General features: G+C 41.6%; 22 protein-coding genes and 1 pseudogene. 11 read left to right on the plus strand and 12 right to left on the minus strand.

Translation table 11 applies throughout. The annotated features are described in order from the left end of the window. Nucleotides 1-111: 111 nt before the first annotated feature. The 3 genes from N521_RS03130 to N521_RS03140 are packed head-to-tail and all read left to right on the plus strand — an operon-like array spanning nt 112 to nt 1,719. A complete protein-coding gene (locus tag N521_RS03130; RefSeq protein WP_017360010.1) occupies nt 112-588 on the plus strand; it encodes a chromate efflux transcriptional regulator ChrS in 477 nt (158 codons plus the stop codon). Nucleotides 589-625: 37 nt separating this feature from the next. After that, the gene (locus tag N521_RS03135; protein ID WP_035390208.1) at nt 626-1,186 is read left to right on the plus strand and encodes a chromate efflux transporter ChrB; all 561 of its coding nucleotides are present in this window, start codon (nt 626-628) and stop codon (nt 1,184-1,186) included. Beyond that, nucleotides 1,186-1,719, plus strand: a complete 534-nt coding sequence (locus N521_RS03140; RefSeq protein WP_007497548.1) for a chromate efflux transporter ChrA — start codon at nt 1,186-1,188, stop codon at nt 1,717-1,719. Before N521_RS03135 ends, N521_RS03140 begins: the two co-directional genes overlap by 1 nt. A 40-nt stretch (nt 1,720-1,759) precedes the next feature. Here N521_RS03140 and N521_RS03145 read toward each other — a convergent pair whose 3' ends face one another. Both N521_RS03145 and N521_RS19630 read right to left on the minus strand, forming a co-directional pair. Beyond that, nucleotides 1,760-3,079 carry a UDP-glucose dehydrogenase family protein gene (locus tag N521_RS03145; RefSeq protein ID WP_035389758.1) on the minus strand — a complete coding sequence of 440 codons (1,320 nt, stop codon included), beginning with the start codon at nt 3,077-3,079 and terminating at the stop codon, nt 1,760-1,762. A gap of 114 nt (nt 3,080-3,193) precedes the next feature. After that, nucleotides 3,194-3,337: a YwzD family small protein gene (locus N521_RS19630; protein WP_003214884.1), complete on the minus strand. Its 144-nt coding sequence runs from the start codon at nt 3,335-3,337 to the stop codon at nt 3,194-3,196. A gap of 186 nt (nt 3,338-3,523) precedes the next feature. On the opposite strand from N521_RS19630, the gene N521_RS03150 reads away from it, so the two are divergent. Together N521_RS03150 and N521_RS03155 are read left to right on the plus strand one after the other, a co-directional pair. After that, a complete protein-coding gene (locus tag N521_RS03150) occupies nt 3,524-5,131 on the plus strand; it encodes an SWIM zinc finger family protein (protein WP_035389760.1) in 1,608 nt (535 codons plus the stop codon). Then, nucleotides 5,118-7,895, plus strand: a complete 2,778-nt coding sequence (locus tag N521_RS03155; RefSeq protein WP_035389762.1) for a DEAD/DEAH box helicase — start codon at nt 5,118-5,120, stop codon at nt 7,893-7,895. The genes N521_RS03150 and N521_RS03155 overlap by 14 nt, the downstream gene beginning before the upstream one ends. A 73-nt stretch (nt 7,896-7,968) precedes the next feature. Here the strand turns inward: N521_RS03155 and N521_RS03160 are convergent, their stop codons facing one another. From N521_RS03160 to N521_RS03170, 3 genes are all read right to left on the minus strand, one after another. Beyond that, a complete protein-coding gene (locus N521_RS03160) occupies nt 7,969-8,757 on the minus strand; it encodes a YtvA family blue-light photoreceptor (protein ID WP_035389764.1) in 789 nt (262 codons plus the stop codon). Between the two features lie 153 nt (nt 8,758-8,910). Beyond that, a complete protein-coding gene (locus N521_RS03165) occupies nt 8,911-9,771 on the minus strand; it encodes a Cof-type HAD-IIB family hydrolase (RefSeq protein ID WP_222126357.1) in 861 nt (286 codons plus the stop codon). Nucleotides 9,772-10,162: 391 nt separating this feature from the next. Beyond that, nucleotides 10,163-10,519, minus strand: coding sequence for a hypothetical protein (locus N521_RS03170; RefSeq protein ID WP_008343305.1), 357 nt, complete (start codon nt 10,517-10,519; stop codon nt 10,163-10,165). A 117-nt stretch (nt 10,520-10,636) separates the two neighbouring features. Here N521_RS03170 and N521_RS03175 point away from each other — a divergent pair, with 117 nt between their 5' ends. Then, nucleotides 10,637-11,047 carry a YwpF-like family protein gene (locus N521_RS03175; protein ID WP_003215215.1) on the plus strand — a complete coding sequence of 137 codons (411 nt, stop codon included), beginning with the start codon at nt 10,637-10,639 and terminating at the stop codon, nt 11,045-11,047. A 27-nt stretch (nt 11,048-11,074) separates the two neighbouring features. Here N521_RS03175 and mscL read toward each other — a convergent pair whose 3' ends face one another. Both mscL and fabZ read right to left on the minus strand, forming a co-directional pair. After that, on the minus strand, nt 11,075-11,470 hold the full coding sequence (gene mscL / locus N521_RS03180; RefSeq protein WP_008343317.1) for a large conductance mechanosensitive channel protein MscL: 396 nt from the start codon (nt 11,468-11,470) through the stop codon (nt 11,075-11,077). A gap of 125 nt (nt 11,471-11,595) precedes the next feature. After that, complete coding sequence (gene fabZ / locus N521_RS03185; protein WP_007497564.1) at nt 11,596-12,030, minus strand: 3-hydroxyacyl-ACP dehydratase FabZ; 435 nt, start codon at nt 12,028-12,030, stop codon at nt 11,596-11,598. 219 nt (nt 12,031-12,249) lie between these two features. Between fabZ and N521_RS03190 the strand changes: the two genes are divergently transcribed. After that, nucleotides 12,250-13,305, plus strand: coding sequence for a tetratricopeptide repeat protein (locus N521_RS03190; protein WP_035389769.1), 1,056 nt, complete (start codon nt 12,250-12,252; stop codon nt 13,303-13,305). Between the two features lie 14 nt (nt 13,306-13,319). Here the strand turns inward: N521_RS03190 and N521_RS03195 are convergent, their stop codons facing one another. The 4 genes from N521_RS03195 to spoIIID form a co-directional block, all read right to left on the minus strand. Continuing rightward, the gene (locus N521_RS03195; RefSeq protein ID WP_007497568.1) at nt 13,320-14,138 is read right to left on the minus strand and encodes a flagellar hook-basal body protein; all 819 of its coding nucleotides are present in this window, start codon (nt 14,136-14,138) and stop codon (nt 13,320-13,322) included. Nucleotides 14,139-14,167: 29 nt separating this feature from the next. Next, nucleotides 14,168-15,007, minus strand: a complete 840-nt coding sequence (locus N521_RS03200) for a flagellar hook-basal body protein (RefSeq protein WP_017360018.1) — start codon at nt 15,005-15,007, stop codon at nt 14,168-14,170. Between the two features lie 134 nt (nt 15,008-15,141). Next, nucleotides 15,142-16,143 (minus strand): cell shape-determining protein Mbl, encoded by a 1,002-nt coding sequence (gene mbl / locus N521_RS03205; protein WP_007497573.1) that lies wholly within the window; start codon nt 16,141-16,143, stop codon nt 15,142-15,144. Nucleotides 16,144-16,328: 185 nt separating this feature from the next. Continuing rightward, nucleotides 16,329-16,607, minus strand: a complete 279-nt coding sequence (spoIIID, locus tag N521_RS03210; protein WP_008343327.1) for a sporulation transcriptional regulator SpoIIID — start codon at nt 16,605-16,607, stop codon at nt 16,329-16,331. Between the two features lie 347 nt (nt 16,608-16,954). Here spoIIID and N521_RS03215 point away from each other — a divergent pair, with 347 nt between their 5' ends. The 3 genes from N521_RS03215 to N521_RS03225 all read left to right on the plus strand — a co-directional run bounded on the left by N521_RS03215 (nt 16,955) and on the right by N521_RS03225 (nt 19,280). Next, the gene (locus N521_RS03215) at nt 16,955-17,368 is read left to right on the plus strand and encodes a MarR family winged helix-turn-helix transcriptional regulator (protein ID WP_026050165.1); all 414 of its coding nucleotides are present in this window, start codon (nt 16,955-16,957) and stop codon (nt 17,366-17,368) included. Between the two features lie 15 nt (nt 17,369-17,383). Continuing rightward, nucleotides 17,384-18,571, plus strand: a complete 1,188-nt coding sequence (locus N521_RS03220) for an MFS transporter (protein ID WP_007497577.1) — start codon at nt 17,384-17,386, stop codon at nt 18,569-18,571. 109 nt (nt 18,572-18,680) lie between these two features. Next, entirely contained in the window at nt 18,681-19,280 is a 600-nt protein-coding gene (locus N521_RS03225) for an undecaprenyl-diphosphatase (protein ID WP_008343330.1), read from the plus strand. 33 nt (nt 19,281-19,313) lie between these two features. Here N521_RS03225 and N521_RS03230 read toward each other — a convergent pair whose 3' ends face one another. Next, entirely contained in the window at nt 19,314-20,705 is a 1,392-nt protein-coding gene (locus N521_RS03230; protein ID WP_035389771.1) for an MFS transporter, read from the minus strand. 176 nt (nt 20,706-20,881) lie between these two features. Between N521_RS03230 and N521_RS03235 the strand changes: the two are divergent. After that, nucleotides 20,882-21,770 (plus strand): annotated as a pseudogene (locus N521_RS03235) (transporter substrate-binding domain-containing protein). Nucleotides 21,771-21,781: the final 11 nt, after the last annotated feature.

Genomic DNA, 21,781 nt, shown 5'->3' on the forward strand with positions numbered 1-21,781 from the left:
AAAGATATGTTATCTTCTTTTATTATTTCATTTCGTTACTCAATTAAAAATCAAACATTCTATTCGTAATAAAATATGATAGAATATCAACAGAAGAAAGGTGGTTATACGGTGGCACATGAATATCGCATTCCAAACTTAACATTAGATGAAAGAGATAAACAAATTCTTTCCTTATTACACGAGGACGGGCGTATGTCCTACACGGATCTAGGGAAACAAGTCGGCCTTTCCCGTGTTGCTGTACAAGCCCGTATTCAGCAGCTCATTGAAGCAGGTGTCATTGAACGATTCACCGCTGTCATTAATCCAGCAAAGATCGGCATTCATGTCTCTGTCTTTTTTAACGTAGAGGTTGAGCCGAAATGTTTAGAAACAGTCGCCCTTCAGCTTGAGCAGGAAACAGCCGTCACAAGCCTTTATCATATGACAGGACCAAGCAAACTGCATATGCATGGCATTTTTCAAAATGAACAGGAAATGGAGACGTTCCTGACAAAGAAGCTGTACCCGCTTGAAGGCGTCGTCAGTGTTGACTGTCAAATGCTCATTAAACGATACAAAAGCCGAATGGGCATGAAATTGTAGATAGGAGTTGAACCACTTGCAATCATATCTTGAACTCATGATCGCCATGGTGCGAACCGGTATTCTGGGATTTGGCGGAGGACCTTCTGTGATCCCGCTCATTCGCCATGAAGCGGTCGTCAAATACAAATGGATCAATGATGACGAATTTGGAGAAACACTCGCCATCGCCAACGCATTACCCGGACCGATTGCTACGAAAATGTCGGCATACCTCGGCTATCGATTAAAAGGTGTATCTGGCGCCATTGTTGCAACAGCTGCACATATTTTACCGACATGTCTCGCTATGGTGGCACTTGTTACACTTGTCAGCGTCTTAAGCTCTTCAGTCATCATTCAACATATGATCGGTGCTGTGACACCAGTGATTGCCGTTCTGTTAGGAATGATGGCATATGAATTTGGACAAAAAGCGTTGAAGGGCTTCGGCATGATCTTCGGAATCGCCCTATTCCTTTTGGCATTTGTTGGTCTTCAAGTACTCTCGATTCATCCAGGAATCATTGTCATCATCTTTTTATGTTATGGTGCCTTTCATTTTAGACTGAAAGATCGCTGGAATCGAACAAATAAAGAGAAAGGAGTGTCTTCGTGATGCTAATTCTCTTTTTATTCTGGGCATTCTTCTTATCCAATCTGTTAGGGTATGGCGGAGGACCTGCCTCCATTCCGCTCAATTATGAAGAAATCGTCAATCATTTTCATTGGATGACAAACGAAGGGTTCTCCAATATGCTCGCATTAGCCAACGCACTTCCAGGTCCAATCGCTACGAAAATTGCGGCTTATGTAGGCTATGATGTCATGGGATGGCCAGGCTTTATCGTTGCACTGCTTGCGACGGTCCTGCCGTCTGCGATTGGATTGATTTTATTGCTAAAACTCATTGATCGTTTTCGCCAATCTTCTGTCGTCAAAGGCATGACCTTATCTGTACAGCCTGTCATTGCGATGATGATGCTTTTATTAACATGGGAAATTGGCGGAGATGCCGTGAAAGCCATTGGCTGGACGCAATCACTCGCCATTGCTGCCATTTCATTTTTCTTTATGACCAAATTCAAATTGCACCCTGCCTTTCTGATTGTGGCTGCATTTTTATATGGCGGATTCATTCTTCCTCATTAACGAAAAAAACCGATAATCTCACTGTTATCGGTTTTTTTATTTACATATAAATAGGAGAAACAGGCCTACGTCCAATAGAATGATACTCGACCCCAGCTACTTCTGCCGCTTCAAGCGTATGACAATTCCGGCCATCAAAAATGATCGGCTGCCTCATGAAATCTTTATAAGCTGAAAGTGGAAATAACTGAATATCCGCCCACTCAGTTAATATACAGACAGCATCAGCATCCTTGATCGCCTCTTCAATCGTTTGAGCAAAAAGGACTTGATCAGGCAGTTCTTGAGCTGCATTGCGAGCGGCAGCAGGATCATAGGCTACGATCTCCGCTCCTAATTGATGGAGCTGATGAGCGATCGGGATTGACGGCGCCTCTCTCATGTCATCTGTATTCGGCTTAAAGGAAAGGCCAAGAAGAGCCATTCTCTTCCCTTCCAAGTTTTCTCCCATCCGCTCCTTCACACTTCGAATAAAACTTGCTCGCTGCTCATTGTTGACTTTGATGACAGCTTTCAATAGCTCAAAATCATGGGACACATGCCCTGCAATTTGGACAAGGGCATTTGTATCCTTCGGAAAACAGGAACCTCCGTAACCAATGCCTGCCCTAAGAAACGAAGCACCAATCCGCTGATCGAGTCCCATCCCCTCTGCAACTCTCTCAACATCAGCTCCCGTTTTTCCACAAATCGAAGCAATTTCATTCATAAAGCTGATTTTTGTGGCAAGAAATGCATTTGATGCGTATTTGATCATCTCTGCGCTTTTCCGATCTGTTCTCACGAATGGAATGTGGAAATCCGCATACATAGACTCTAGCTGATCTAATCCGTTCTTTGTTTCGGCTCCAATCACCAGCCGATCCGCTCGCAGCGTATCTGAGATGGCAGACCCTTCTCGTAAAAATTCTGGATTCGATGCGATAGATAATGGCTCCTTACGACCTAACACGTGATGAATCAAATGATCAATTTGATCGCCCGTTCCGACAGGCACTGTACTTTTCACGACAAGCACTGCGCCTGGCTTTGCTTGTAAGCCCATCTCCTTTGCCGCTTGAAAGACATACTGCAAATCTGCTTGACCGTCTGCCTGCTGCGGGGTACCGACAGCAATCATTAACACGTCAGCCTGCGAATAGGCTGACGCTCCATTAATATGAAAACGAATGCGTCCTTGCTCCATATTCCGTTTGAGCAGTTCTTTTAATCCCGGCTCGTACATCGGAGGCTTCCCTTGCTTCAGCTGCATGACTTTCCGCCGGTCAATATCCATACATGTCACATCATGTCCTGCCTCAGCTAAACACACCCCTGTGACAAGCCCTACATATCCACAGCCTGCAATCGCAACCTTCATGACACATCAGCTCCCCATACTCCTTATGCTTGTAATGTCATCGTATGCCGGGAATTTTCGTTCCATTCATAAAAGCATACAAAAACCCCCTGCTGAGAGAGCAGGGGGCTACTTTTATGAAACAAGGCCATTTCGAATATGAGCAATCAGATTTTCAAGCATTTCTTTTGTTGTGACATCATTGGAATTTTCACCAATATCATGAGCGTACATCAAAATCTTTAAAAACTCTTCTTGATTTAAACCCTTATTATCCATGTCTGTATCCTTTCGATTCCACTAATTTCATTATTATATGCTGTATGGTTGGTTTATGCAATACTCTAATACATCATTCGACAGCTTTTGAAATTTATGACCATTTTCATGAAAAACTTTTTTATAAATCACCATTGAGCTATAATAAAAGAATTGGAATCTTTTACTTGGTTAGGAGCGGATCAAATGCTTCAGCACAACATCAACGAAGAAGAAATCAAACAAACAGCCGAACAGATCAAAGAACTTCTTCCTGCAACAGATGAAAACAAGCAACTCATCAAAAAAGCATTGATTACTTATAGACAGGACAGCGTATATCGGCTCAAGCAAGAGTCTGATACCGAATGGTCAGCTTATGTACATGATGTCGTGGCAGCAAGAGCCCACCTTCATGTGCTGTTTCCAGTGAGAAGCAGCTGCTCATGTCCAGCTGATGGACTATGTAAACACATCCTCGCTGTCTTCTTTTCGCTATACGCTCAAGTAGAGAGTGTGACCGGCTTTACAGAAAATTGGTCAGAGAAGGATGAATTACAGCGCAGCAAAGAACTCATTCGTCAGCACTTCCAAGTGAAGCGCCCAGATGAACAATCACTTCAGAGCTGGCTGAATTTTTTCCAGGAGGAATTTCACCTCTGGCTGAAACGGACACCGAAGCACCAGCAAACACCACAGCATTTGTATTACGGCTATTTATCGATCCTGAAAAAACACGCACCCACTTCACCTGAATTCAAGAGTTTGTATGCGATTCATACGTCCATCGATGTGTGGTTAAGGCTCCATGAGCTAATCGACCTCGGCCGCCTTGATGCCGAAAAAGACTTTTATTCAATGAATCCATATGTAGAACAGCTCATGAACACCATTTTTGATTCAGTGGATCATTTGAGGACATACGCCCTTTCCTTTTCCCTCGATCCGTTTCTTGAAAACACACCAACTGCCGTTCGGACACTTCTTCAAATCAGCGGACCTTTCCAGCATGAACGAGTTGCGGTCTTTATGGAAATGTGGGGAACTATATTAAATAGAGGGAAATGGGTCAAAAAAGAAACAGAATTACTCAAGAGCGCCCAACAGCAGGAGCAAACGGTTGAGCGCACCATTGGGCTGATGCATATGGATTATTTGCTAAAAGAAGACGAAAGACTCTTCCAGCAATTAAAATTGCTCAATGCAGATATGCTGCCGAATGTGCTCAATTGGCTAAAGGATCTCACAAACCGCAAGGACTGGAAGCGTCTCAAACTTTGGTATCAAGAGATCACATATGTATTAGAAGAATATTGCCAGCTTGACCTATCTTATAGAGAACTGCGTGGAGCCGTCAGCGATTTCTTCTTTTATTTAGACGCGTACTTTAAACAGACGAAAGATCATTTCTTGTATGAACGCTATCTCCAAATCTGTATGCCTTATGCATTTACTGAATATAGTCAGCTCTTATATGCACAAGAACGCTATGCAGAATGGATTGAAATACACAGCCTCGTTGGTTTCTCTATCAGTGAGTTGGAGAAAGAATTAATCAAACAGATTGCAAAGGAAGAGCCTGAAGCACTCATTCCTTCATACCACCGGGAAATCTCACTGCTTCTCGATCAAAAGAATCGAAGTGCTTACCGGGAATCTGTGAAAATGCTCAAGAAACTGCGTACGCTTTATCATAAAACGAAGAAAAACGCGGTGTGGGAAAGATATGTACAGCAGCTGCAAGATTCAACAAAGCGGCTGCGTGCGTTCCAAGAGGAAATGAAGAAAGGAAAATTAATTGATGACACGCCATAAACAAATTGTCATTCATGCAGAACAAACCGAAGATTTCTCTTTCACCATTTCAGCGCAAGCAGAGGACGGACAGCCTGTACCGCTAAATGAAATGAAGAGGCAGCTTTTCCAATGGCACGAATCATCTTTTTACGGAACATTCTTAGAAGATGTGAGCTTTATTGGCACACCTGCCTTCCTGTTAAGTCCTTGGATGACCGTTGAATTGCTAGGGAAAAATTCATTCAATACTTTCAGCCATGTGACGTTAACGGATGAAACAGAGCCGCTTATGAAAACAGCCTCAACCATTTACGAATTCATCGAGGATGAAGATTTTGTCCCAGATTTCGAGGCATGGACAAAAGGAATGCTTCGCTTTAAAGACAAAGAAGGTCTGTTAGATGGCTACACAGCTGATTGGTTCTCCTTTGCCGTACAGGATTACATTCAATATGATGATGCCTTGCAGCACAAATGGAACCGAATGACTGCACAATCGCCTGCTCTTTCCTCCTTCCAAGGTCATTTTTTAGATGAACAGGATTTTTTGGAAACGATCGGCTGGATTGATGATGAAACGCCTTTCACTGTCGGCTTGCGTTTAAATGAGCCTGATTTCGACGGAGATGATTGGAAAATTGAACTGTTTTTGCGTGATAAGAAAAACAGTGATCTGCATTTCTTTGAAGGCATCCGTTCTTTAAAAAAATCATGGCGTCCGTTTCAAGAAAAAATCACCAGAGAGCTGGAGCGGTTCGGTCAGATTGTCCCTTGGCTCTCATTTACATCTGGTACCACCCTCATGTCAGAAGAAGAAGCGTGGCTCTTCCTGTCTGAAGCGAGTGAAACACTTGTGAACATGGGGATTGAGATCCTGCTCCCATCATGGTGGCAAATCGTCAAAGAAAGCACCATGATGCTAAAAGCACGGATTTCCTCCACACCACGAGGCGAATCGCACGTTGGAATGGATGCCCTTATGGACTTTAATTGGCGCTTTGCCACAAACGGGATTGAGCTGACAGAAGATGAATTCAACGAGCTTGTTCAAAGTAAACGTCGTCTTGTCAATATTCGTGGACAATGGATTAAAATCGATCCGACCTTTATCCAGCAAATGAAGAAATGGATGGAGCGCGCTGAGAACGAAGGACTTCATATGTCGGATATTTTGTCACGTGAACTCGCAGACCAAGAGGCCTCTTCTGAGTCGATTCCTGAGCTGCTAGACAGTTCGGCCTTTGCCCATATTCAATTTGAACTTTCGTCTCAACTACGAGGGCTTGTTCATCAGTTAAATGATACACAGGAGCTGCCATCCTACGAGATGAGTGAGTCCTTTAAGGGCACACTGCGGCCGTATCAGCAGCACGGTGTCAACTGGCTTCTGTTCTTAAGGTCTCATGGATTCGGGGCTTGTTTAGCAGATGATATGGGGCTTGGAAAAACGATTCAAATGATCGCTTATTTCACCTATTTGAAGGAGCATCAACAAGACACCGCTCCATCTCTCATCATTGCACCGACTTCCGTATTAGGGAACTGGCAAAGAGAGCTTGAAACATTCGCACCACATTTGAATGTCGCTCTGCATTATGGACCATCACGTCCACAAGGTGAGAACTTTACAAAAGCGTACGAATCAACAGATATCGTCCTCACTTCGTATGGTCTCTCACATTCTGACCGTGATGAATTAACAGCAGCCAAATGGAATACCATTTGCTTAGACGAAGCCCAGAACATTAAAAATGCCCATACGAAACAATCGAGAGCCATTAGGCAATTAAAAGGACAGCACCACATTGCCCTCAGCGGGACACCGATGGAGAACCGCTTGACAGAGCTTTGGTCTATTTTCGACTTCGTGAACAAAGGATATCTCGGCAGCCTGACCAGTTTTCATAAAAAGTTCGTCCTTCCGATTGAAAAAGACCGTGAAGAAAAAAGAATCCAACAGCTACAGCAGCTGATCAAGCCATTCTTATTAAGACGAACAAAACAAGATGAAGAAGTCGCACTCAATCTGCCAGAGAAACTAGAAGAAAAAGAATTCATCCCGTTATCTGCAGAGCAGGCATCATTATATGAACAGCTGGTCAAAGATACATTCGAACATATGGCCTCATTAACAGGGATGCAGCGGAAAGCCATCATTTTAAGTATGCTTGGCAGACTCAAACAAATTTGCGATCACCCTGCTCTTTATTTAAAAGAGAGCGGAACAGATGTGAAATTGTTGAAGCGTTCATTAAAAATGGATAAATTAGCAGAGCTGTTAAAAGCCATACACGAACAAGGAGAAAGCTGTCTCATTTTTACGCAGTATATTGAAATGGGCAACATGATCAAACAGCTCGCCGAAAAGATGTTTGGAGAACCAGTTCAATTTTTAAATGGGAGCTTATCCAAACATGATCGGGACAAAATGGTGGAACGCTTCCAGAAAAAAGAGTTCAACATCTTAATTCTTTCTTTAAAAGCAGGAGGAACCGGACTAAACTTAACCGCCGCCAATCATGTCATTCATTACGATAGATGGTGGAATCCTGCTGTAGAAAACCAAGCAACAGACCGTGCTTACCGCATCGGGCAAAAGCGGTTTGTTCATGTCCATAAGATGATCACAACCGGCACGATAGAGGAAAAAATTGATCAAATGCTCGAAACAAAACAAACGTTAAATGATCAAATTATCCAAAGTGAAAGCTGGATTACAGAGCTGTCAACGAACGAACTAGAAGATTTATTCACGTTAAGTGCAGCCGCTCAATCATCGTAATGACAGCAAAAAGAGGACTTTTCTCAGGGCGTGATGAAAAGTCCTCTTTTTTTAATCTCATCTAAAGGAATGCTTAAATTTGCAGCTTTTTCAATGCAGATTTCACATTCATATACGTGTTCAACTCACGGAAGTCCTCTCTCATTTCTCCCATTTTCATCGCAAGATTTGGTTTAATACCTGTCACGATCAGTTCTGTGCCAGTCATTAAAATCAAATCATTCAGCTTAAAGATCGCATCTGCCACAAATGAATCCACCTCTAATAAACCAGACAGATCCACAATGAAGTAATCGTCTTTGGATTGAGAGATATAAGTGGAGACTGTTGAGATGATTTTATCAAATCTTGGCGCTGTTAACGTACCAATGATCGGCAGTACAGAAATACCATCCTTCACCGGAACAATCGGGACAGAAATATTCAATACTTCATCAATGGATTGCTCAAGAAGCTCTTGCTGTTCCTTCTCTTTCGTAACATCCTTTTGCAGACCAACGAAATAAAGGCGTTTCCCTCCATTTTCATCAATCCATAGAGGCGCCACACTTAATTCGTTCCAAAACATTTGTCCGGATTTTTTATAGTTTTTCAACTGAACAGTGACAGCCTCTTTGTTCTCAATGGCTGCCCTAATTTGTTTGAGAGCAATCTGTTCAGTTTCATCTCCTTGAAGGAAACGACAGTTCTTTCCTAATACTTCGGTTTCTTGATAGCCTGTCATATCTAAAAAGCCCTTGTTCACATATATTAAAGGATTATCAGGTAAAGACGGGTCCGTCACCGTCAGGCCAACCTGAGTATAGTCTAAGGCTTCCTTGATTAAATGCAGATTGTCGGACTTATAAGATTCCAGCGCCATTCGTTTACTCTCCTTAACTTCCTTACAAGCGGGTTATATTCATAATTAAATTATATGATGTTCCATAGCAGGTGTAAATAGAAGTAGTTCTGAATTCCTCTTTTGTAGAATGCGCTTCATCCTATGTCATTTATACAAATACATACGATTCAATTATTTCAAAAGATGTTGAATCATATGTGCCACACCATGTTCATCATTTGTTAACGTGACGTGATCAGCTAATTCTTTTATATCCTTTCTCGCATTCCCCATTGCAATTCCAACCCCAGCTGCCCGAATCATCGATTCATCATTTAAACTGTCTCCTACAGCCGCTGTTTGGCTTAATGGAATACCGAGCTTTTCTGCCAGCCTGGTTAACGCCTGCCCTTTCGACGCTTCCTTTGCACCAATTTCAAAGTTATGATCAGCCGAACTAACCAATGTTAATTCAGAATCATGTCCAAACGCATCCCATCCGGCTTTCAATCTGTCTTGAAAAAATGAGAAACCTAAGATGTTATAAAACGAAAGATTCTGATCCTCACGAAACAATTCTTGATATGTATCAATATAAGCAAAACCTGACTGGCTGTATTGAACTTCAGCCGCTTGCTCAAGAACACGCTGATCCGTTTCTGGATTTGCACTCTTTAAGCGGTCCATTTCTATCGCCAGAAGCTCCCTGCCGCGGTTTGGTGTGTAAATGGCTTCATTCGTAAACACTTCATAGTAATAATCACGCTCTTCAAGCCATGATAAGATGTGTTTTGCTTTTTCTTCTTCTAGAACAGCCGAATGATATACTTGACCTTCTGGATCATGAATCACAGCTCCATTTGCACTAATGACCCACGTATTCATCCCAAGCTGATCAAAAATAGATTTCACATCAAAATACGCTCTGCCTGTTGAAACGACAACCTCAATCCCACTCGCTGCTGCTTCCTTTAACGCCTGCTCGTTTTCCTGACTCACTTTGTGCTCACTGTTCAATAAAGTTCCGTCTAAATCCGTTGCGATTAATTGAATGTTTGTCATCGGTCTCTCCTTTTTTGCCTTCATTTTCAGTTGACCTTCCGTTTATCAAATCCATCATCATTATGAAATGAGTATCCACTATTTGCAAGGGATGATCGGCTTATCAATGAATATAAGAGTACCCGGTCACGCTACATGACCGGATACTCGTAAGGGGATTCACAGGGGACACATGACTGATACAAATAAACCTTGGTTCTACTATTACGCAGTGAATATGTGTACAAGGCAAAGTCTATCAGCTATAGCTAGAGGGGGGCCGCGAGATGCTAGACCTTTGCCTTTTGCCTCCTTTCCTTTCAGCTAACCCTAGTCTACTGAGAAATAGCACAAGAGACAAAAAACGAAAATGACAAAATCGTTCTTCAAATTCTTTATTTTCTCAATCATTTTTACTTTTTACCGCTTGCGTATAAAACATCATCTTATTTTGTTTGACGAAATACTTATTTTTCATAAATTGATAAAAAACATCTGAATGAATCCAATTACTAGAAGGCATGTGAATATAGTCAGACCCGTCCCACGCAAACCAATAAAAACAAAGCCTTCCATCATGAATTGACAACTGAAATTCAAAACAGTCCATTTGATCGTCTGTCACGTATTGAAAAGTGAGGGACTCCCCTTCTTCCATATACACATCACAAAATGAGAGAATATCTCCCCATGTATAGACCCTCACATTGCTTTCCTTTTCCTCACCAATATGTATGTTTCGAAGTTGATAGGACTCCATAAAACATCTCCTTTCACTTATATGCAGCTAGTTCTGAGTAGGCAGCGGTTTCATTTATACAGATGTTGTATGCTATAATGATACTTACGAATAATGAACGCTTGTGAGGTGATAAATATGAAAACCTTTAGGCTGATTGATTTAAAAATCGAACTTGATCCAAAGCAAGATAAAATGTCCAGCATTCCCCTTCGTGACGGCTTAATCATTAATAAAGAAGATGGCGAAAATCACTGGATGATCGAGGCACTGATTCCAAAGAAGCATAGACAAGTGTTTGAGGTGCTCTTCCAGCAGCATACAGAAGTAAAGATTCTCGTGACGATTACAAAAGAAAACAACCGCCCTGTTCATCTATCGGTCCAAGTCAAAAACATCGTTGCCTTAGAAGAAAACATATCTGTATTACTCGACGGTAAAATGATCACAAATCGTTACAGAACAGAAACCGAAGAAGTATTAAAAGACCTCGTCAAAGAGGGGCTATCAGGAGAAAAACTGCTGGATGCTTTTAAACAGAACACATAAAAAAGAGCGGGATGAGCCGCTCTTTTTCTATTGCACATCTTTCGATTGGCTTTGTTTTTTCAATAAATCTCTAATCTCGGTTAACAACACTTCCGTTTGATCTGGCGTTTCAACCACTTCCTCTTCCTCTACCTTTTTCCGTTTTAATTTATTTAAATAACGAATAAAGATAAAAATGGAAAAGGAGATAATCAAGAAGTCGACCACTGTTTGAATGAAACTTCCATACAAAATTTGAGCAGAACCGATTTTAATAGACAATCCACTAAAATCATGCCCCCCAACAATAATACCAACAAGCGGCATAATTAAATCATTCACAAGAGAAGTGACAATTTTGCCAAATGCTCCCCCGATGATGACACCGACAGCAAGGTCAATCACATTCCCCTTGACGGCAAACTCTCTAAATTCTTTCAGCATTTTTATCACCTTCATCTTTTTTTGTCTAATATGACGTTTTTTTGTCAAAAAAGCAAGTCCTCATCCGCTCTGGCTGAATGTTTCCATATAAAAAACGGTTCATACAAGATGAACCGTCAGACACATTACGATACTTTCGGACCGATAGAAAATGTCAGTTCTGCTTCACATGCCACTTCGCCATCTACTGTTGCAACTGCTTTTCCTTTGGCAACTGGACCGCGAAGACGTGTGACTTCAACCTCTAAACGTAGCTGATCACCTGGCTTAACCTGTCTTTTGAATCGGCAGCTGTCAATCCCTGCAAACAAACCAATTTTCCCTTTGTTCTCTTCTTTACCTAACATGATGACCCCAAAAACTTGAGCAAGCGCTTCTACAATAAGCACACCCGGCATGACGGGGTATCCTGGGAAATGGCCATTAAAAAATTCTTCATTTACTGTGACATTTTTGATTCCAACCGCTCTTTTCTCACCATCAACTTCTAGAATACGGTCAACCAATAAAAATGGATAACGGTGTGGAATAATGTCTTGAATTTGCTGAGCATCAAGCATATCTTGATCTCTCCTTCTTTTCTATATCGCTGATCTTCATTTGATTCCTATTGAAGTATATTATGAATGCAATCATTTTTCAACGTCCAGCCAACATTTATGGTAAAAAATAGAATCTATCATTACCTATTGTCATGAAATATAATCCACTCTACACTCATCGTTTTTTCACAAATATGGTAATATATATTACATCATTGATTGAATAAGAGGGTAAAAATGAATTTTATAAGCGATAAATCCATTAAAAAACTTCTCCATTCGTGGTATACAATGCTAAAACATCGACATTTTTCGAAGGCTGAAGAGATCAAAACGTCCTTAACCAAATATAAACGTAGATTGTCAAAGAAACAGGAGCTTCATTTACATTATCAGCTTATGCTTTTTCGCCATCAGCTCTGGATGAACCAAACAGAAGACTTAGAAAAACTGAAGCATGAACTCATGCTCCACAAAGATCGAATGAACGATCAACTACAATATTATTTTTACTTTTTTCTCGGTTTATACGAATCTTTGAAGAGCGATCAAAATGATGCCATCCATTATCTTGAAAAAGCAGAAGAGAAACTGCCCTTGCTAGACGATGAGCTAGAGGAAGCAGAGTTTCATTTCCGTACAAGTGGTGTTTATTATAACAACCGCTATTCACTGTTATCCATTCGACATGTTGAAAAAGCCATGAATATCTTTGCAAAGCACGGGGATATCCACAGCATTTATCGGTGCAAAATTGTGCTCGCACTTAACTTTAGTGACCAAAAAAAATATGAAGAAGCAGAGGCTATTTTTATTGAAATTATCGAATACGTGAAAATGATTGATGACCAAGAACTGCTTGGTATCGTGTATTATGACGCTGGTTTTATCAAGTCAAGACAAAACCGTCATAAGGAAGCACTAGAATACTTTAAAAAAGCGCTTCGGCTCCCAGCATACCGGAAATCTGCCCACTCCTATGTATCGTGTCTCTATGAAACTGTGCGTTCCTGCTTTAAAGAGAATTTAACTGATGAAGGAATGAAATATATTCAAAAAGGGCTAAAAGAAGCCGTTGATGCCCAATTTGATCTATTAAGAATCAAGTTCCAAATTTTATTCCTTCTCTACAGCCAAACGCCCAAGGCAGATGAACAGATTGCTACACTCGTCACATGTCTTGAACGAAAAGAAGCCTGGATTGATCTTGAAGATCTGCTTGCAGATGTCTCAGATTTTTATAAAAAAAAGGGCGACTTTGAGCGAGCCGCCTTTTTTATCATGAGAGGCTGACATCCGCCTGCTCATTATCGAATGGTATTAATGAGTCCTAGCATCTGATCGCCCATCGTAATGGTTCTTGAGTTCATCTGATACGAACGCTGTGTTGTCATGAGGTCTGTTAATTCTTTAGACATGTCCACATTCGACGTTTCAAGTGCACCTTGCTGAAGTTGAATGGCCTGACGGTTTGCCCCATTCAGTGCCGTTAAAGCGCCTTGATAGTTGCCGTCGACTGAGAACAAATTTTCTCCTTCAGAGATGAGTGCTGAAGAATTATTCACTTGAACAACCCCAAGGTTCACCTGCTGATTCGGTTGATTGCCTCGAGAGATAGCTGTAAGCCGGCCATTTTTATCGATAGAAATATCACGGAAATTTGCATTTAAGACAATCTCATTCCCGTTTTCGTCAAGAATCGGATGGCCTTCGCTTGTCACCAGCTGGACTTGATTCCGATTATTTCCTGGCTGTAAATAAAGAGAGCCATCTCTTGTATACCGGATGTTACCGCCAGCATTGACCTGCAAATACTGAGATGGCGCACCAAATGCAACATCAAGGTCACGGCCTGTTTCTTTAATAGACCCTTGCAATGAGTTAATGGATGCATTGACCATCGTTCCAGTTCCAAGCCTTAAACCAGCAGGTGTCAGACGACTGTTTGCCACCTGCTCATTTTTTTCATCTACCTGATTAAACTGTTGTCTGACCAGCTCTGAAAAACGGGTGTTTTTCGCGCGATACCCTGTTGTTTCACTGTTTGCGATGTTATTACTAATGATATCAAGCTGTTTTTGCACCTCGTTCATCGACACAGCTGCATTGATCATCGTTCTAAGCATGAGAATCCTCCTCTCTCTTCATTTCTTCATTAATACACTCTTCCGATTTCGTTCACTGCTTTTTCTAAACTCTTATCATATGCCTGAACCACTTTTTGGTTTGTTTCAAATGCGCGGTAGGCTGTTGTCATTTCTGTATATGATTTCGTCACATCAACGTTCGACAGCTCTGATACACCTTGGCTTAATGTATAGGACATTTGACCGTTATTGACCGCACTTGGAAGAGGCTGATTATCAGCTGTACGGTATAAATCATTTCCTTCACGCGCAAGGTTTCTTGTATCCATTGCAACACGTACATCAATTTGTCCAAGGTTTTGTCCGTTTTCACTCACGGTTCCATCTGCGTTCACTTTGAAATTCTCACTTTGAACGGTAATCGGCTGGCCCGTCACGGAAAGGAGGGCACGTCCATTGATCGTCAGCTGATTTTGATCATTCAATGTAATGGAACTGCTTTTCGTATAACGAACGCCTTCTGGTGTATTCACAGCATAAAAAAGCGCTGACTTTTGATTTGTCTCCGGGTTGATGGGTACATTATTTTCTACTAATGCGATATCCGTTGTTTGATCCGTTGTTTTTAATGTTCCTTGTGTAAATTGAGGAATTAATTCCTGCATGTATGTTCCCGTATTAATTCCGCCAATCGCCGTTTGCTGCGGGATACTAAAGCCTTTGCCTGAAGATGTTTGGAAACGTCCTGATTCCATTCGGCTTAGCAGCATTTCTGGAAATGCGCGCATGGCCCCTTCATCTGCTTTATAGCCTGGAGTATTCGCATTTGCGATATTATTTGAAAGCATTTCTGTCCGCCGCTCTTGAGCGATCATGGCAGATGTTGCGGTGTATAGTCCTTTTAACACGTGCTCACCTCATTCAAATTCTTTCACATGACCTAAAATCATCAGTACACAATCTTCTATGAAATATATCGGCATATTGGCAGGCTTCTTTAATAAAAATCCCCCATTCTTTCTAAAAAGAATGAGGGAAATCATTAGCTGAGTTTACGCTTTGGCAGCTTGTCCATGTTATCAAGCATCACGCCAGTACCAACTGCTACACAATCCATTGGGTTTTCTGCAACGAAAACCGGTACTTTCAGCTCTTCTGCAAGCAATTGATCAAGCCCGTTTAGAAGCGCTCCGCCACCAGTAATGATGACGCCGCGGTCAATGATATCAGCTGATAATTCAGGTGGTGTTCTTTCAAGAACTTGTTTCGCAGCCTGAACAATGGCAGATACAGATTCACGTAATGCTTCTTCTACTTCTTTGCTTGTGACGGTAATCGTTCTTGGTAATCCTGTCACCATGTCTCGTCCACGAATCGAGATCTCTTCGTGACGTGCGTCTGGGAATACCGTTGCAACTTGGATCTTAATGTCCTCTGCAGTTCGCTCACCGATCAACAGCTTGTACTCTTTTTTAATGTAGTTTAGAATTTCCAGGTCAAATTTGTCTCCAGCCATTTTAATAGAAGAGGCGGTTACAATGTCACCCATCGAGATGACAGCGATATCTGTCGTTCCGCCTCCAATATCTACGACCATGTTTCCACTTGGCTGAAAAATATCCATACCAGCACCAATAGCTGCTACTTTTGGCTCTTCTTCAAGAAATACATGCTTCCCGCCGCTTTTTTCAGCAGCTTCTTTGATTGCCTTCTGCTCAACAGATGTAATGTTTGTCGGGCAGCAGATGAGCATACGCGGCTTAGAGAACAGCCCTTTCACATTCAATTTGTTAATAAAATGCTTGAGCATCGCTTCAGTTACTTCAAAATCAGCAATTACGCCATCTTTTAATGGACGAATCGCAACAATATTCCCAGGCGTACGTCCAACCATACGTCTCGCTTCTTCTCCAACAGCTAATACTTTCCCGCTGTTTTTATCAAGAGCGACAACAGATGGTTCATTTAACACAATTCCTTTTCCTTTGACATGAATCAGTACATTTGCAGTACCAAGATCAATTCCAATATCCCTAGCAAACATCTATATATATCCTCCTTGAAAATCTGTTTCCATAGCAAATACCACATTCTGCCCTAATTATATATTCTATCATAATTTGCAGAAAAAAAGATATTTCTTTACAAAAGTCTTTACAAAATTTGTGGTTAGAAACTACCGATAAGAGGAAGATATATATATCATGTTTATGAACAAAGAACTAAAGCTTACTGTTTTACAGGCTCACCTTCTAAAATTTCTTCTTTTTTATACTTTAACTTTGTGGCTTCTCCCCCTCGCAGATGACGGATTGATTTATGATAATCCAGTATCTCCTTCACTTCGTTAGCCAGATCTGGATTAATTTCTGGCAGTCTTTCTGTTAGATCCTTGTGTACAGTACTTTTAGAGACTCCAAATTCTTTCGCAATTACACGAACGGTTTTCTTTGTCTCCACGATATACTTTCCTATCTTGATTGTTCGCTCTTTGATGTAATCGTGCACACCACTCGACCTCCCTAAAATGGATGTGAGAAGTGTGAAATGAGATCCGTATCAATATTATCCATTTTCAGCGGCGCTTGTTCGTCTTAATTTCTCATCCATTAGGTAGTAAATGCCAAACACGATCCCTCACCTCAAACACTCTCTTTGTCAGGTTTGTAACAGTGTATTAGCATTGCATAGGGAATATGCTAAAAATGAAGATGGGACAAGGGATTTATCAGAAAAGACAAAACAAAAAATCATTTCGAGTGGCGAAAATTTTCACTTTACAAGCATCGGTGTAACACGTAAAATAGGAAAGGTGAATTTATTTACCTAGATAAATAACGAATAAAGGTGAGCCTATGGATACGTTAAACAGAGAGTGTTTACATCAAATACATCAAAGCGCGCGGCTGCTGTCTAAAAAAGCGAACGAAGCGCTTGCTGCTTATGACTTGTACATGTCCCAGTGGACTGTACTTTTTTGTTTGGATACATTCGGCCCTAAAACGCAAAAAGATATTTGGACCTATTTGAACGTCGAAGCACCGACGATTACCAGAACCGTGACGCGTCTAGAAGCAAACGGCTGGGTGAAACGAGTCCAAGGAAAAGACAAACGTGAGAATCTCATCGTCATGACAGACGATGCAAAAGCAAAGTTTAAAAAAATCAAACAGACGATGGAACAATTTGAAGAAGAATGTCTTTCAGATTTTACCTACGAAGAAAAACAACTCCTCCATACACTTTTACACAAATTATCAACTGAATAGGAAGTGACATACACCATGAACGAACGCATTTGGACAAAAGACTTTATCATGATTGTCCTGGTGAATTTATTTACATTCACCTCTTTTTATGCCCTTTTGACACTACTCCCCATTTACACAATGGATGAATTAAATGGAACAGAATCACAGGGCGGCCTCCTTGTGACGGTCTTCTTATTATCAGCAATTGTGACAAGACCATTTTCAGGGGCCATTATTGAGAAATTCGGCAAGAAACGCATGGCGATTTTTTCTTCAACGGCTTTTGCCCTGCTCACTTATTTATACATTCCAATTGATCAATTCCAAACACTTCTCATGCTGCGTTTCGTGCAAGGAATCTTCTTCAGCATTTTGACAACCGTAGCAAGTGCCATTGCTGCTGATATGATTCCGAAACATAAACGAGGAGAGGGTCTTGGATACTTTGTCATGTCGATGAACCTTGCCGTGGTCATCGGTCCGTTTATCGCACTGAATCAAGTCGGAAAAGTAGGATTCCATTCTTTATTTCTGCTCTTTTCCATCATCGTCTCCATCGGTGCAGCTTTCACGATGCTGATTAGACAGCCAGAGCCTGAAAACGGCGGAAGTGTCATCTTTCGATTCACTTTTTCTCACCTGTTTGAAAAAGGTGCTTTAAAAACGGCAGCAGTTGGAATCATTATCTCCTTCTGTTACTCGCCGATCATTTCATTTATTTCAGTCTATGCCAATTCCCTGAACCTAATGGGTGCAAGCAGTTATTTCTTCATTGTTTTTGCAGCTGCGATGCTTGGATCACGTCCATTTACAGGCAGACTGTTTGACCGAGTCGGGCCTCATATAGTGATCTACCCATCGATCGCTCTCTTTGCGATTGGTTTATGGATGCTGACCGCTACCCAAACAGCCACCATGCTTCTTTTATCCGGCGCTGTCATCGGCCTTGGCTACGGCTCTTTGGTGCCATGTCTACAAACACTTGCGATACAGCACTCACCAGCACACCGTACAGGCTACGCCACAGCAACTTTCTTTACCCTGTATGATACGGGGATTGCCGCTGGATCATTTGTCTTCGGACTGCTTGTCAGCTTCACAGATTTTTCAAATGTATATCTCATTGCTGGCGTTGTCGTGTTACTCAGCATGGGCGTTTTTTATTGGAGCGAACGAAAACCGCAAGAAGCAAAAGCACAAAAGGTTTCCCTATCAGAATAGGATACTGTTTTAAACTTCACTGAAAACATGCTAAAATATAGGATATTTCAAATGAACAGATAGGTCTTTTGAAAAATAGTTGGCGTTAAGCGAAAGTATAGGTGATGTTTTGAATTACGAATTGTTTAAAGTCATACACGGGATGGCTCATCATTCTGAGTTTTTAGATCAGGCCATGATTTTCATTACGAAAAAGGCCATTCTCGTATATGCCCTCGTCTTATTGATTTGCTGGTTTTTAGGTAATCACAAATTTAAGAAGCATGTCTTCTTTTCTGGTGTAACAGGCATCGTGGCACTCATCGTCAATTTTGCTATTACGCTGTTTTATTATGAAGAGCGGCCGTTTGTGGCGCACAAAGTCGACACACTCATCCCGCACTCAGCAGACGCTTCCTTCCCAAGTGACCACACAACAGGTGCACTGGCTCTTTCACTAGCCATTCGATCCCGTAATAAAAAACTCGGCAATATTTTGCTTGTTTTTGGATTACTGACAGGGTTCTCCCGCATCTGGGTCGGTCATCATTATCCATTTGATGTATTAGGCAGCTTGATCGTATCGATTGTGGTTGTCTTTATCATGAATAAATTATGGAAGTTCTTTGACTCTCCAATTGACCGTATCGTGACATTTTACGAGAACATTGTGGGCAAAATTTTCAGAAGGAAGCAAAAGGACCAAGGATCAGACCTGTCCAACTCTTAAGCGGCTTGCGATAAAGTATGGAAGACCTCTCTTCTACTTTATCCCAGCCGCTTTTTTCATTGTTTGTTTTCCTCTGACCATACTCGAAAAATAAAGGCTGACGCTAATGCCGACAAGAGAAATCATGATCAATGTCCAGCCTAATTGTTCAAAATGAGAACCTGCAATTTCCTCACCAAACAGCATGCCAAGCACGGCAGATGACAGAATGGAACCAAGGTACCTGCATGTTTGAAAAAGCCCAGAGGTCGTGCCAATCATTTGTTGAGGGCTCGCTTTTAACATCGCAGCTTGAAGCGCAACATTTCCAATCCCGTAACTGAGTCCAAGCAAAGCAAGAACCAGTCCTTTCCCCCAGAATGGCGCAGGAATAAAAAAGAAAGTCATGGCGGAAGCGCCGGCCAGCATCAGCACAGCACTTGCCAAAACAGGGTGCCGTTCATCGCCGCGATCTACCCACTTGCCAGTCAGCGGCGATACCATAATGCTCACGCCAGACATGCAAAGCATAAAGAGACCCGTCATCTCCACACGCCAGCCCAATTCATCCTGAAAATAACTTGGCAAGCCAAAAAAGAGGCAATAGAAGAAAATATTCAAAATGATAAATTGCACATACACAAGCGAAAGCCGTTTCTCCTGCCTGAACATCCGAATTTGGATAAATGGCTCATCCACCTGATATTCCCACCATATAAAAGCACCTGCACTCACAAGACAGAGAATGCCCTGTACATACTGAATACCATCAGATAGTGATAATAAAAAAGAAAGCAAAAGGACAATACAAACTGTAAATAGAAACATCCCTGGCAAATCAAGCTTTCGGACAGTGTCTCCGATACGCAATTTTTTCTTTTTCTCCTTAGGAAACAAGGAAAGGCCTAGAAAAAAACTAATCAATATGAATGGCAGATTCACTAAAAAGATCGCCGGCCAGCTGCCGATTGTCATCAAAAACCCGCCAAGTGTCGGCCCGAGTGCTGTCATCGCTGAAGCAAAAATAGACAATACCGCTAAAGCAGAAGCTTGTCGTTCCTTCACATGATCCCGAATCAGTCCAACACCTGAAGGATAGATCGCACTGCTTCCAATCGCCTGAAGAAGCCGGATTACAATCAGCACCGCAAAAGTCGGGGCAAACGGCGCACAAATGGCTGAGACTGCCACTAGAACTAGTCCAAATAAAAATAAAGTTCTCCGGCTCATCACATGATCTCCAATTCGTCCACTCACCGGCTGCGTGACCGCGCTGGCCAAATAAAAGGTTGAAATGAGCCAAGATACCGTCGTAAACGACAAACCGAACTCATGCTGAATTTGATGCAAGGCTAAAGAAATCATTGAGGAATTCAATGGATTTAACATCGTGCCAAAAGCAATCGCCGTTAAAAAGACTTTTCTGTTGTTTTTCCATTTGATCATACACCCGCCCCCTTCTTTTGACATACACGTTCTTTGTCTATCTCCTCGTTATTATGAGATTCATTTCCCTTTTTTACCCTTAGCAATTCAAGTTCTCTCTCCGAAAAGCAAGACATACATTCTAAAAAGGGCAAGTGTTGGAAAAGCGCATATAAAATTGAGAATATGAGGAACAAATGGTAAGATGCTACACATATTTAAAAGCCTACTTTCTCCTTATACGGAGAACGGCTGAAAAGGAGGAGATAGCTTATTATTAAAAAAAGACGGTTTTGGGTCCCAGCCCTTTTCTCGGTTGCAGTATTACTTCTGTCTTCGTGCGGTTCAAATGAAACAAATGGGAACGGAGATAAACGTAATTCTACAGCGAAAGGGTCGCCGATTTTGGAGGATGGGAAATTTATTTTTGCAGCATCAGGTGAATTCCACCCATTCAGTTACATGGATGGAAACCAGATGTCCGGCTTTGATATTGATGTCGGCAATGCGATTAGTGACAAGATGGGCCTAGAGCCTGTACAGAAAAAATATAAATTCGCAGGCATCGTCGAAGGCGTCAAAGCAGGTAAATTTGATGCGGCCGTTGCAAGTCATACCATCAACGAGGAACGAAAAAAACACGTCCTTTTTTCTCAACCGTATTACTACTCCGGTCCGCAAATCTTCACAAGACCCGGCGCAGACATTCACAGTGCAGATGACTTAAAAGACAAAGAAATCGCTGTCTCTAAAGGTTCGTCTTATGCGGATATTGCCAAAGAACATAGCGGGCAGGAACCAAAATATTACGACAGTGATGTTGTCGCTTTAGAAGCACTAGCCAACGGCAAACACGATGCGGTCGTCACTGATTTTGCCACAGGTGCAGAAGCCATGAAGAAAAAACTTAAAATTGAAGCACAAGAAAGACTCGGGCAAAGTGAGCAAGCAATCGCTGTCTCTAAAGACAATAAAGAGCTCATAAAAGAAATCAACGATGCGATTGACGCACTTAGAAAAGACGGAACATTAAGACAAATTAGCGAAAAGTATTTTGACGAAGATATTACCGTCAAACAGGATTAAAACCACGATTG

It is taken from the genome of Bacillus sp. UNC125MFCrub1.1 (assembly GCF_000701305.1).
GTDB lineage: Bacteria > Bacillota > Bacilli > Bacillales > Bacillaceae > Bacillus > Bacillus altitudinis.

What these genes read in the sequence shown, in the direction of transcription:
- N521_RS03135 (WP_035390208.1), top strand. Translation starts at nt 626, where the DNA reads ATGATCGCCATGGTGCGAACCGGTATTCTGGGATTTGGCGGAGGACCT.
- N521_RS03140 (WP_007497548.1), top strand. Translation starts at nt 1,186, where the DNA reads ATGCTAATTCTCTTTTTATTCTGGGCATTCTTCTTATCCAATCTGTTA.
- N521_RS03145 (WP_035389758.1), bottom strand. Translation starts at nt 3,079, where the DNA reads ATGAAGGTTGCGATTGCAGGCTGTGGATATGTAGGGCTTGTCACAGGG.
- N521_RS19630 (WP_003214884.1), bottom strand. Translation starts at nt 3,337, where the DNA reads ATGGATAATAAGGGTTTAAATCAAGAAGAGTTTTTAAAGATTTTGATG.
- N521_RS03150 (WP_035389760.1), top strand. Translation starts at nt 3,524, where the DNA reads ATGCTTCAGCACAACATCAACGAAGAAGAAATCAAACAAACAGCCGAA.
- N521_RS03155 (WP_035389762.1), top strand. Translation starts at nt 5,118, where the DNA reads ATGACACGCCATAAACAAATTGTCATTCATGCAGAACAAACCGAAGAT.
- N521_RS03160 (WP_035389764.1), bottom strand. Translation starts at nt 8,757, where the DNA reads ATGGCGCTGGAATCTTATAAGTCCGACAATCTGCATTTAATCAAGGAA.
- N521_RS03170 (WP_008343305.1), bottom strand. Translation starts at nt 10,519, where the DNA reads ATGGAGTCCTATCAACTTCGAAACATACATATTGGTGAGGAAAAGGAA.
- N521_RS03175 (WP_003215215.1), top strand. Translation starts at nt 10,637, where the DNA reads ATGAAAACCTTTAGGCTGATTGATTTAAAAATCGAACTTGATCCAAAG.
- mscL (WP_008343317.1), bottom strand. Translation starts at nt 11,470, where the DNA reads ATGCTGAAAGAATTTAGAGAGTTTGCCGTCAAGGGGAATGTGATTGAC.
- fabZ (WP_007497564.1), bottom strand. Translation starts at nt 12,030, where the DNA reads ATGCTTGATGCTCAGCAAATTCAAGACATTATTCCACACCGTTATCCA.
- N521_RS03190 (WP_035389769.1), top strand. Translation starts at nt 12,250, where the DNA reads ATGAATTTTATAAGCGATAAATCCATTAAAAAACTTCTCCATTCGTGG.
- N521_RS03195 (WP_007497568.1), bottom strand. Translation starts at nt 14,138, where the DNA reads ATGCTTAGAACGATGATCAATGCAGCTGTGTCGATGAACGAGGTGCAA.
- mbl (WP_007497573.1), bottom strand. Translation starts at nt 16,143, where the DNA reads ATGTTTGCTAGGGATATTGGAATTGATCTTGGTACTGCAAATGTACTG.
- N521_RS03215 (WP_026050165.1), top strand. Translation starts at nt 16,955, where the DNA reads ATGGATACGTTAAACAGAGAGTGTTTACATCAAATACATCAAAGCGCG.
- N521_RS03220 (WP_007497577.1), top strand. Translation starts at nt 17,384, where the DNA reads ATGAACGAACGCATTTGGACAAAAGACTTTATCATGATTGTCCTGGTG.
- N521_RS03230 (WP_035389771.1), bottom strand. Translation starts at nt 20,705, where the DNA reads ATGATCAAATGGAAAAACAACAGAAAAGTCTTTTTAACGGCGATTGCT.